11 protein-coding genes are annotated in these 10,627 nt (G+C 76.9%); 4 read left to right on the forward strand and 7 right to left on the reverse strand.

Going from position 1 to position 10,627, the window contains the following annotated elements; all coding sequences use genetic code 11:
* Window positions 1-478 precede the first annotated feature (478 nt).
* The 7 genes from LQ51_RS22550 to LQ51_RS22580 all read right to left on the reverse strand — a co-directional run bounded on the left by LQ51_RS22550 (window position 479) and on the right by LQ51_RS22580 (window position 7,234).
* Window positions 479-1,216, reverse strand: a complete 738-nt coding sequence (locus LQ51_RS22550; RefSeq protein WP_082159591.1) for a hypothetical protein — start codon at window positions 1,214-1,216, stop codon at window positions 479-481.
* 330 nt (window positions 1,217-1,546) lie between these two features.
* Complete coding sequence (locus tag LQ51_RS22555) at window positions 1,547-2,032, reverse strand: nitroreductase family deazaflavin-dependent oxidoreductase (RefSeq protein WP_046568839.1); 486 nt, start codon at window positions 2,030-2,032, stop codon at window positions 1,547-1,549.
* A gap of 148 nt (window positions 2,033-2,180) precedes the next feature.
* Complete coding sequence (locus LQ51_RS22560) at window positions 2,181-4,880, reverse strand: FtsX-like permease family protein (protein WP_046568842.1); 2,700 nt, start codon at window positions 4,878-4,880, stop codon at window positions 2,181-2,183.
* Window positions 4,877-5,599: an ABC transporter ATP-binding protein gene (locus tag LQ51_RS22565; protein WP_046568843.1), complete on the reverse strand. Its 723-nt coding sequence runs from the start codon at window positions 5,597-5,599 to the stop codon at window positions 4,877-4,879. Before LQ51_RS22565 ends, LQ51_RS22560 begins: the two co-directional genes overlap by 4 nt.
* A gap of 31 nt (window positions 5,600-5,630) precedes the next feature.
* A complete protein-coding gene (locus LQ51_RS22570) occupies window positions 5,631-6,212 on the reverse strand; it encodes a PadR family transcriptional regulator (RefSeq protein WP_046568845.1) in 582 nt (193 codons plus the stop codon).
* Between the two features lie 69 nt (window positions 6,213-6,281).
* Window positions 6,282-6,734, reverse strand: a complete 453-nt coding sequence (locus LQ51_RS22575) for a ferritin-like domain-containing protein (RefSeq protein WP_046568847.1) — start codon at window positions 6,732-6,734, stop codon at window positions 6,282-6,284.
* Window positions 6,731-7,234 carry a hypothetical protein gene (locus LQ51_RS22580; protein ID WP_231605834.1) on the reverse strand — a complete coding sequence of 168 codons (504 nt, stop codon included), beginning with the start codon at window positions 7,232-7,234 and terminating at the stop codon, window positions 6,731-6,733. Before LQ51_RS22580 ends, LQ51_RS22575 begins: the two co-directional genes overlap by 4 nt.
* 312 nt (window positions 7,235-7,546) lie before the next feature.
* Between LQ51_RS22580 and rimP the strand changes: the two genes are divergently transcribed.
* The 4 genes from rimP to LQ51_RS22595 all read left to right on the forward strand — a co-directional run.
* Window positions 7,547-8,227 (forward strand): ribosome maturation factor RimP, encoded by a 681-nt coding sequence (rimP, locus tag LQ51_RS22585; RefSeq protein WP_046568862.1) that lies wholly within the window; start codon window positions 7,547-7,549, stop codon window positions 8,225-8,227.
* Window positions 8,224-9,267 carry a transcription termination factor NusA gene (gene nusA, locus LQ51_RS22590; protein ID WP_046568849.1) on the forward strand — a complete coding sequence of 348 codons (1,044 nt, stop codon included), beginning with the start codon at window positions 8,224-8,226 and terminating at the stop codon, window positions 9,265-9,267. The genes rimP and nusA overlap by 4 nt, the downstream gene beginning before the upstream one ends.
* Window positions 9,268-9,283: 16 nt before the next feature.
* A complete protein-coding gene (locus LQ51_RS32270; RefSeq protein WP_082159592.1) occupies window positions 9,284-9,619 on the forward strand; it encodes a YlxR family protein in 336 nt (111 codons plus the stop codon).
* A gap of 93 nt (window positions 9,620-9,712) precedes the next feature.
* Window positions 9,713-10,627: translation initiation factor IF-2 N-terminal domain-containing protein (locus LQ51_RS22595; RefSeq protein WP_197087875.1), on the forward strand; the 915-nt coding region annotated here is incomplete at its 3' end.

Below are 10,627 nucleotides of genomic sequence, written 5' to 3' on the forward strand. Positions count from 1 at the left end.
TCCACTCGGGTTGCGGCGAGACGGCCCTTCGATGTCCGGCCGCGGCCGCGATCCGGCCTGTGCCCGACCCGGGTTGCGGCGACTGGGTGCTTCAGTGCCCGGCGGGGCGGGGATCTGTCGGGTGACCCACCCGTTCGCGGCGAAGTGGCCTCTCGGCGGTCTGCCAGCCCCGCGACCCCCTCACACGAGTCACCCAGTGCGGCATATGGGGGCCTCGGCGGCTGGTGAAGGCCCGGTTTGCCGCAGTCGGGGGCGGGCGGGGCCGGCGAAGCCACGACTTGCCGCAACCCGGGCAGGCCCGGGCTGGGCGGGTCGGGCTGGGCTGGCCGGTCGGGTCGGGCCGGCTGGGCTGGCCGGGTCGGGCTGGGCGGGTCGGGCCGGTCGGGTCGGGCCGGCTGGGCTGGCGGTCGGGCTGGGCGGGTCGGGGCTGGCCGGGCTGGGCTGGGCGGTCGGGCTGGGCGGGTTGGTGGGCTGGGGGTCAGGTGGTGAGGAGGTCGGTGACGGTGCCGTCGACCGGGTGACCCCGGGCGGTCAACTCCTCGGCCTGCCGGGCCAGCACCGCGCCGACCTCGGTCATGTCCGCCCCGGCCAGCCCGGTCCGCCGGACCGCGTCGCCCGGGTCACGGAAGTAGGTGCGGCTGAACAATCCCTGCACGGTGGCCGCGGCCAGCCGCGCCTCGCCGAGCATGAGCAGCGCCTGGTCGGTCTCGTACCACTCGGCGAGCCGGAGCGCGCGGGCGTGCGCCGCGCTGCCGCGGTACCAGGCCTGCCGGGCGGCGGCGGTGAACTCGGCCGGCCGGGCCCGGGCCAGCCGGGCCAGGTGCTCGTCGCGCAGGGTGCGCAGCCAGCCGGTCGGGTCGTGGAGCGCACGGGTGGTGACGTACCGGTCGGCGGCCAGCGGCCAGCGCGGGGTGATGGCGCGGGCCTGCCGCAGGTAGTCGTCGGCGGCGGCCACGGTGAGGTCGACCAGCACCCCGTCCACCCGCCGGGTGGCCGGCGCCGGCCCGCCGCCCGCACGGTAGGTGACCAGCAGCAGCCCCACCTCGCCGTCACCGCCGCCGTCGTCGTCGCCGTGGGCCAGTGGGCCGTGCACCGCCACGGCGAGTAGGTCGGCCGCGAACCGGCGCAGCGCCGCCTCGGTGACCCGCTCGGCGACTCGCCACCGGGGGTCGTCCAGATGCCGGTCGGTCTCCAGTTCGGCGTCCCTGGCGTCCACGGCCCACCTCCGATCCGCCGGCCCGCATCGACCGCCACCACCCTAACCAGGCTCCGGGCCGCCGGCCCTCCGCCGCGCCCGGCCGCCACCAGCCCTCTGCCGCGCCTGGCCGCCGCCGGTCCGCCGACGGTCCGCCGCCGGCCCTCCGCCGCGCCCGGCCGCCGCCTGCCCTCCGCCGCGCCCAGCCGCCGCCTGCCCTCCGCCGCGCCTGGCCGCCGCTGGCCTTCCGCCGCGCCTGGCCGCCGCCGGTCCGCCGTCGCGCCCGGCCGCTGAGGGCCCGGCCGTAGCGGCGTCGCGTCGACGCCCGTTGGTGGTCCGGCGGTGATCCGGTCAGGCCGAGGGCGCCGGGCCGTCGGTCGGGACCAGGCGGAACACCCGGATCTCCCGGCCACCGGCCCGTTCCACGTAGGTGCGGTACGCCGGCCACTCGTTGACCAGCCGGGCGAAGAGCCGTTCCCGTTCCTCGCCGCTGATCTGCTCCGCGCGGACCGGGATCCGGCGGCCCCGGACGTCGATCTCGGCGGCCGGCTGGGCGAGTAGGTTCAGCGACCAGGCGGGCTGGTGCTGCTGCCCCCAGTTCGAGCCGATCACCACGTACGCGTCGCCGTCCGGCACGTAGAGCAGGGGGTTGCTGCGTGGCTTGCCGGAGCGGCGGCCGGTGGTGGTCAGGACCAGCGACGGCACCAGACCGAACGCGACCACCCGGCCCTTCGTCAACCGGCCGACGAGCCGGTCGGCGGGGACGAGCAGGCGCATGGTGGCACCGAACCACTTCTGGTGGCCGAGGCGGCGGGTGAGGGTTCCCAGGGCGGACACCCGACCAGTGTGCCGGCCGGACGGCCCGCGCGACAGTCCCCGCTGGCCGCGCGGCTCGCGCGGCCCGCGCGACAGTCTCCGCCGGCGGCGCGACCCGCGCGACAGTCCCCGCGGGCGGCGCGGCCCGCGCGGCAGTCCCCCGGCCGGCTCAGTCCAGGCGGCGCTCGATCGGCAGCCGGGACCGGGTGAGCAGGCCCGCCCCGAGCATGGCCACCAGCGGCACCACCACCAGCACCACCAGGGTCAGCCCTGGCACCACCAGCGGGTACGGCTCCGGTGCCGGCCAGAGTCGGGCGTACTGCCGGTTGAGGGAGAGCAGGATGATGGCCACCGAGCCGAGGCCGGCGGCGATGCCGAGCGCCGATCCGAGTACCGCGATGACCCCGGCCTGGCAGAGCGAGAGCAGCCGGCGTACCCGGGGATCGGCGCCGACCGCGGCGAGCGTGGACAGGTCCCGGCGGCCCTCGGCGGCGGCCAGGCCGGTGGCCACGCCGGCCGCGCCCAGGGTGATCACACCGGAGGCGGCGGCCAGCAGGATCAGCAGCGGGCGCTGGTTGGACGGCGGCGCCGCGGTGGACACCTGCACCGTGAGCGGGGCCACCTCGGACAGTTCGGCCGCGAGCCGGTCCCGCTCCTGGTCGGTGGGTGGGCGGTCCGGGTCGACCAGGTAGCCGAGCGGGTCCCCGACCAGGCCGAGCGTGGCCGCCGCGGCGGGGGAGAGGATGAGCCGCTCGATGGGGAGTCCGCCGTGCAGCGCGTACCCGGGCAGCGCCCGGCTGACCGTGGGGGCGCCGGAACCACGGCTGACCTCGACGGTCACCTGGCCGTCCACCACCCGCCGGGGGTCGGTGACCACGACCCCGCCGGCCCGCAACGTCCGGGTGGCGGCGGCCACCTCGTCGGGCGGGGCGCCGGTGAGCGCCGTCAGGGTGGCGCCGTCGTCGACCACGGCGGTCAGGCCGATGTCGCTCGGCTCCCGGTACGGCTGGACGCACCGGGGATCGGCGCGGGCCCGTTCGCGCCCGGGACCGGCCTGCTCCCACAGGTCGTAGGGGCAGCTGTGCTCGGGCGGCAGCACGGTGTTGACCGCGCAGTAGTCGTCCGGGCCGGCGGAGCGGGCGCAGCCGGGGGCGGCGAGCGGCACGACCGGGGCGCCCGGCAGCACGGCCTGGACCCGCTGCGCGACCACGTCGACGGCCGGCAGTGGCCCGGTGCCGGGCAGGTCGTCGCGGATCAGCACCACGTTGCCGGGCGGCAGCCCGGGCTGCCAGGCGGCCTGGCTGCGGGCATCGTCGCTGGCCAGGTAGACGCCGAGGGCGACGCTGCCGGCCACCGCCGCCATCACCGCCGAGATGGCCGGGGCGGCCGAGGACCGGTTACGGCTGGCGTCGCGCAGCGCGAGCCGGGGCGTCAGGGGCAGTAGCCGGCCCAGCCGGGCCAGCAGCCCGACCAGCGTCGGGGTGCAGCAGACCAGGCCCAGCTCACCGAGGATCAGCCCGGTCAGCACCACGGACGGGGTGCTGTTCCCGCCGCCGAGCGCGGCGATTGCGGCGCCGGCGATGGTGAGCAGCACGCCGAGCACCAGCCAGCGCAGCCGGTGGCGGGGTGGCTCCCGGCGGCCCGCGAGGCCGGCCACCACGTCCTGCCGGGCCGCCGTCCAGGCCGGCGCGAGCGCGGCCAGCACCCCGGCCAGCACCGCCACCGCGGCGATCGCGGCCAGCGCCGCCGGGAAGATCCGGTACCCGGCGAACCGCTGCTGAACCAGGTACTGCTCGACCAGCGGGCGGCCGGCGAGCGCCCCGCCGACCCCGATCAGCAGTCCGAGCGCCGCCCCGCCGGCGCCGAGCACCACCCCGTCGGCGAGCACGATCCGGCGCAGGTGTGCGGCGTCGCCGCCGGCCACCGCCACCAGGGCGAGGTCCCGGCGGCGCCGGCGTACCGCCACCGCGAAGGCCGGTCCGACCAGCAGGACCACCTCGAGCAGCCCCAACCCGCCCACCAGGACGGCGGTGCCGGCCTGCTCGGCGTCGGGCAGCCCCGGGCCGGTGTAGACCGGGTCCCGCCCGGGCACCGGGGCCCGGGCGGTGATCACGATGCCGCGCGCGTTCAGCCGGTCGACCAGCGCCTGGTCGACCGGTCCGGGGAGGTCGACCAGCCAGCTCTCGTCGCGGGGCGGGGTGGTGGCGGGCTGCTCCGGCCGGAGCGCGACGACCTCGCGCAGGTTGTCGGGGAACTCCACCACTCCGACCACGGTGTAGCCGGTGCCGTCGGTGGTCCACACCCGGTGGCCGAGCTGCACGTCGAGCCGGCGCTGCAGGCGCGGGCTGACCGCGATCTCGTCCGGGGCGCCCGGCCGCCGGCCGTCGCGCAGCACCGCCAGCGGGCGGGTGATCGGGTTGTCCAGGTCGACGGCCCGGGTGTCGATGCCGATGATCCGGCCGTTGACGCGCACCTCGAACGGGACCCACCGGCGCAGCGGCGAGACCTGGCTGCCGGCGGGCAGGACCGAGCGGATCTCGTCGGCGGTCACCGGCCGGGTCCGCGGCACCGTATCGCCGTCACCCTCGGCGGTGCCGTAGCCCTCGCCCCAGGCGTCCTGGCGTACCGGGTTGGCCGCCACCCAGCGCAGTTCCGCGTCGGCCGCGCCGAGCCGCCGGTCGAGTTGCTCGGCCCGGGTGAGCTTGGCCATGTCGTAGCTCACGGCGACGAAGCTCAGCGCCAGCACGGGCAGCGCGATCATGGCCAGCACGAGGGTGGTGCGGCCGCGGGCCCGGCGGGTCTCCCGGCGGGCGATCCGCAGCGCGGTACGCCACGAGCCGAGCATGCCGGCCAGCCGCTGCCGGCTCACCGTCCGCTGCCGCTGAGCAGGTGCTCGACGCCGACCAGCGGGGCCGTCGAGTCGACCAGTACCCCGTCGCGGAGGAAGACCACCCGGTCGGCCCAGCCGGCGTGCCGCGCCTCGTGGGTGACCAGCACGCCCGCCGCGCCGGCGTCGACCCGGCGGCGCAGCAGGTGCAGCACCGCCTCGCCGGACTCGGAGTCGAGGGCGCCGGTGGGCTCGTCGGCGAGGACCAGGCGCCGCTCGCCGACCAGGGCCCGGGCGATCGCCACCCGCTGCTGCTGGCCGCCGGAGAGCTGGTCGGGGAACCGGTCGCCGAGCCCGTCCAGGCCGACCTCCGCGAGCGCGGCCAGCGCCAGCCGGCGGGCGGCGCGTACGCCGGTGCCGTCGAGTTCCAGCGGTAGCGCCACGTTCTCCGCCGCGGTGAGGCTGCCGATCAGGTTGAGGTCCTGGAAGACGTAGCCGATCCGGCGGCGGCGCAGCCGGGCCAGCTCGCGCGGGCCGAGCCCGCCCAGCGCCTCCCCCTCGACCAGCACGTCGCCGCCGGTCGGGCGGTCCAGGCCGCCGGCCAGGGCCAGCAGGGTGGACTTGCCGGAGCCGGAGGGCCCCATCACGGCGACCAGTTCGCCGGCCGAGACGCTCAGGCCGACCCCGCGCAGGGCGTGCACCGCGGTCGCCCCGCTGCCGTGGGTCCGGTGCACGTCCCGCAGTTCCAGCACCGCGCTCATCCGCGTCCCTCCCGCCGCCGGGGCCGCCGGGTCACCGGCGGGCCGCCTCGTCGGTCCGGTCCACCGCCTCGGGGTGGCCGGCCGGGCGGCTCGGCCCGGGCCGGAAGCGCACCAGGCTGGTCTCGCAGTGGTCGAGCCAGCGGACCTCCGCCTCGGCCTGGAAGATCATCGCGTCCAGCACCAGCCGCCAGGGCAGGTCCTCCGGCTTGTCGCTGGCGTACTTCAACCGGGTCAACTCCTGCAGCGCGCGGATGGTCGCGCTGCGCTGGGTCTGCACGACCGCACGCACGTCCACGCCGGGCGTGGTCAGCGCGAGGGCCAGCTTGATGGACAGCTCGTCGCGGGGGCGGTCGCCGCGGCTGATCGGGGTGGCGAACCAGAGTGCCAGGTCCGCCCGCCCGGCGTCGGTGATCTGGTACGGCCGCTGCCCGGCCTCGCTCTCCGGCAGCGGACGGACCAGCCCGTCGCGTTCCAGCCGGGCCAGGGTGGTGTAGACCTGCCCGATGTTCAACGGCCAGGTCGAGCCGGTCGACTCCTCGAAGGCGGCCCGGAGCTGGTAGCCGTACATCTGGCCGCGCTCGAGCAGGGCGAGCAGACCGTGGCGGATCGACATGGCCAGGAGTATGCATACCTGGTATGCGGAGCGCAACCGGAGTTCCGCTCAGGGTGACCGGCGCCGCGCTCAGCCGGGTCGGCCGGGGAAGGCGACGGTGACCGGGGTCAGGCCCGCCGCCCGCCGCCACCGGGTGGCCCGCAGGGCACAGTCGGTGAGCGCGGCGAGCGCGCGGTTGCGGTCCGCGCCGGTGGTGTGCGCCAGCGCCGCCCGCCAGTGCCCCGCGGCCCGGTGCTCGATCTCGACGGCCAACCGCAACGCGCTCGCCCGGTCCGTCACCGGGTACGGCAGCGCGTACCCGGCCCGGTCGGCGGGGACCTGGCCGCCGGCCTCGCTCAGCTGGACGACGAGGGTGTCCCGCCGGGCCCGGTGCGCCGCCTCGGCGGCCCGGGCGGCGGTGCGCTGGGTCCCGGCGAGGTGCACGCCGATCACTCCGTATGCCCAGATGGCCGCGTACTCGGCGGCGAGCGCGTCGGCGAGGGCCTGGGCCGGCCCGGGGCTGGGCGTGGTGCGGGCGGTCACTTCAGCGCCTCCAGGTGGGTGGCCCGGGCGGCGGCGATCGAGCCGAGCAGCGCGGCCCGGTCGGCCGGCGCGGCCGCGCAGGCCTGCGCGGCGTTCTTCCGGCCCTGCTGTTCGGCCCCGCTGAGCGCGCTGAGCAGGGCGGCGGGATCGGTGCCCGCGGTGCTCGGGGCGACCGCGGGGGTGCCGGACGGGGCCGGCCGGCCGATCACCCGGCGCAGTTCCTCGGCGTGCGCCCGGTGGGCGTCGGCGATCGGGGTGAGCCGCCCGGCCAGGTCGGGGGCGGCGGTGATGGCGGCCCGGTACCGGGCCTCGAGCGCGGCGGCCTCCGCCGCGACCGGCTCCAGCGGGTCCGGCGGGGGCGGGCCGTCGTCGCCGCGGTCGAGAAGATCACAGCCGGTCACCGGTACGACGGCGGCGCCGAGCGCCACCAGCGCGCCGCCGCGCAGCAGATTTCGCCGGGAATGCCCCGGTAGACCGTTTTGCGGTGTCGTCCTGCCCATCGCCACCGGACAAGTCAACACCATCGGCGCCGGGTCGTGGGCCGGTGGCGTCGGTGCGCCGCCGGCTCCGGTGACCCGGCCGCGCGTTACGCTCTGCGCAGCCACCGGGCGCGTCCGCCCCGGTGGCGTGCCGGCATGGCGGGCCGTCCGGACCGCCGACTGAGCAGACCGGGCAGGCCGCGAGGCCCGCGAGGGAGCAGACCGGGCGGGCCGCGAGGCCCGCGAAGGAGCAGACCTGACGGGCCGAAGGGCCCGCCGCGGAACAGACCTGACGGGCCCCGCGGCCCGTGGAACAGCAGAGAGGTGCGCCAGATGACGCAGCGTGGCCGTGCCACCAGACCGACGGGGCCCGCCGGGCGCCCCCGCCGGTCCGACGGCCCCCGTACCGGGGACCGGGCCGGCGCACCCCGCGGCGACCTGGCCGCCCGGCGGGCCCGGCTGCGCGAGGTGATCGAGCCGGTGGTCAGCGCCGCCGGCTACGACCTGGAGGACCTCTCCGTCTCCCGCGCCGGCCGCCGGCACGTCGTCCGGGTGATCGTGGACGCCGACGGCGGGATCAACCTGGACGCCGTAGCCGACGTCTCCCGGGCCGTCTCCGCCGCGCTGGACGCCGCGGAGGAGTCCGGTGGCGACCTGGTCGCCGGCGAGTACCAGCTCGAGGTCAGCTCGCCCGGCGTGGACCGGCCGCTCACCCTGCCCCGGCACTGGCGGCGCAACGTCGGCCGGCTGGTCAAGGTGACCGTGCGTGGCGCGGCGGCCGGGTCCGAGCAGCGGGCCACCGGCGACCGGCAGCTCACCGGCCGGGTGGCCGAGGCCGACGACACGCAGGTGGTGCTGGAGACGGAGTCCGGCCGGGTGGCACACCCGTACGCCGAACTCGGGCCCGGCCGGGTCCAGGTGGAGTTCCACCGCCTCGACGAGGTGGCGGACGACGAGTTCGACGACACTGACGACATCGATGACGACGATGATGTGGAGGACGAGGAGAGGTGAACATCGACCTCGCGGCGCTGCGCGCACTGGAGCGCGAGCGGGAGATCCCGTTCGACACGATCCTCGCGGCGATCGAGACCGCGTTGCTGACCGCCTACCGGCACACCGAGGGCGCCGAGCCGCACGCCCGGGTGGAGATCGACCGCAAGACCGGGGCCGCCTCGGTGTACGCCCAGGAGCAGGACGCCGACGGCGCGGTGGTGCGGGAGTGGGACGACACCCCGCACGACTTCGGCCGGATCGCCGCCATGACGGCGAAGCAGGTGATCCTCCAGCGGCTGCGGGAGGCCACCGACGAGGTGCACTTCGGCGAGTACGTGGGCCGTGACGGCGACCTGGTCACCGGCGTGGTGCAGGCGCACGAGGCGCGGGCCGAGAAGGGCATCGTCAGCGTCGACCTGGGCAAGCTGGAGGGCGTGCTGCCCCAGTCCGAGCAAGTCCCCGGCGAGCGGTACGCGCACGGCGAGCGGATCCGCTGCGTCGTGGTGCACGTGGCGAAGGGAATGCGTGGTCCGCAGATCACGTTGTCCCGTTCGCACCCGGCGCTGGTGAAGAAGCTCTTCGCCCTCGAGGTGCCGGAGATCGCCGACGGCACCGTGGAGATCGGCGCGATCGCCCGTGAGGCAGGTCACCGTACGAAGATCGCGGTGCGTTCGACCGCCTCCGGGGTGAACGCCAAGGGCGCCTGCATCGGCCCGATGGGCCAGCGGGTGCGGGCGGTGATGAGCGAACTGCACGGCGAGAAGATCGACATCATCGACTGGTCGGACGATCCGGCCACCTTCGTCGGCAACGCGCTCTCGCCGGCCAAGGCGCTGCGGGTCGAGGTGGTCGACCTGGCCAGCCGGACCGCGCGGGTGACCGTCCCGGACTTCCAGCTCTCGCTGGCGATCGGGCGGGAGGGGCAGAACGCCCGGCTTGCGGCCCGGTTGACCGGTTGGCGGATCGACATCCGCTCCGATGCGGAGCAGTCCGGCGCGGCCGGCCGGGGCGGAGCTGATCACGTACCCGAGCCGGGCGGCGCGATCTCGAACAGCTAGGGGTAGACTTCCTCCAGTGGCACGACGCGCGCAACCGGAGCGCACCTGTGTGGGCTGCCGGAAGCGAGCGCCGGCCAGCGAGTTGCTGCGGGTCGTCGCGATCGGTGACGAGGCTGACCATTACAGCCTCCGGCCCGATCCGGGCCGCAGACTGCCGGGTCGGGGAGCGAACATGCATCCGGATCCGGCCTGCTTCGCGCAGGCGGTGCGGCGCCGCGCCTTCGGGCGGGCGCTGCGGGTCACCGGGGTCCTCGACCACGGTGCGCTGGCGGAGCACGTTGACGCGCAAACCCCGACGACTGGTCAACCCGACCGGTCGAGGGTCGCTAGCAGGGTAGGACGACCGACATGAGCACACGATGAAGTCCCTGAAATGACCAGGCTTCAAGTGCACGAGTGAGGTCGCTGCGGGTACTGCCCGCACGACCTCGGAGTGAGGAGTGCAGTGGCAGGAAAGGCCCGCGTACACGAGCTTGCCAAGGAGCTCGGGGTCGAGAGTAAGACCGTTCTCGCCAAACTCAAGGAGATGGGCGAGTTCGTCAAGTCAGCGTCCAGCACCGTCGAGGCGCCCGTCGCCCGGCGGCTGCGTGGCGCTTTCGTCGCGTCCGCCGGAGGCACCTCGGCGCCGGCCGCCCCCTCGGCGGCCGCCCCGAGTCCGGCACCGACCTCGGCGCCGTCCCCGACCCCGGGCGCCCCCCGGGTCTCGGCCAAGCCGATGCCGCCCCGGCGGCCGGCCGCGCCGACCCCTGGACCGAAGCCCAAGGGCCCGGTCCCCGGCCCGCCGCAGCCGGCGACTCCGGTCGCCAAGCCGGCGAGCGCACACGACATCGAGGTGGCGGCCGCCGAGGCGCGCGCCGCCGCGCTGAAGGCTGAGCAGGAGGCCGCGGTCAAGGCCGCGCAGGCCGCCCGCCAGCAGCAGCGGGAGAACGTCCGCCGGGAGCCCCCGGCCGAGGGCGGTCCCCGCCCGGGTCCGCGTCCGGGTCCGAACGCGGCACCGCCGCGTCCGGGTACCCCGGCCGCCGGTCGTCCGGGTGGCCCGACCCCGGGTCCGGGTGCCCGTCCGGGCGGTCGTCCGCCGGCGCGCGGCGCCGGCAACAACCCGTTCGGTATCCAGGGCGGCCAGCAGCAGCGGCCGCCGGCCGCCGGTGCGGGTGGTCCGCGGCCCAGCCCGGCGGGCATGCCGCCGCGGCCGAGCCCGGCCTCCATGCCGCCGCGGCCCAGCCCGGCCTCCATGCCGAGCCAGCGTCCCACCACGGGTCGCCCCGGCGGCCCCGGTGGCGGTCGTGGTGGACCCGGCGGTGGCGGCGCGGGCCGTCCCGGTGGCGGCGGCGGTGGCTTCCGCGGCGGTCCCGGTGGCGGT

Origin of the sequence: Micromonospora sp. HK10 (assembly GCF_000982955.1) — a bacterium.
GTDB lineage: Bacteria > Actinomycetota > Actinomycetes > Mycobacteriales > Micromonosporaceae > Micromonospora.

What these genes read in the sequence shown, in the direction of transcription:
- LQ51_RS22565 (WP_046568843.1), bottom strand. Translation starts at nt 5,599, where the DNA reads ATGAGCGCGGTGCTGGAACTGCGGGACGTGCACCGGACCCACGGCAGC.
- LQ51_RS22570 (WP_046568845.1), bottom strand. Translation starts at nt 6,212, where the DNA reads ATGTCGATCCGCCACGGTCTGCTCGCCCTGCTCGAGCGCGGCCAGATG.
- LQ51_RS22580 (WP_231605834.1), bottom strand. Translation starts at nt 7,234, where the DNA reads ATGGGCAGGACGACACCGCAAAACGGTCTACCGGGGCATTCCCGGCGA.
- rimP (WP_046568862.1), top strand. Translation starts at nt 7,547, where the DNA reads ATGACGCAGCGTGGCCGTGCCACCAGACCGACGGGGCCCGCCGGGCGC.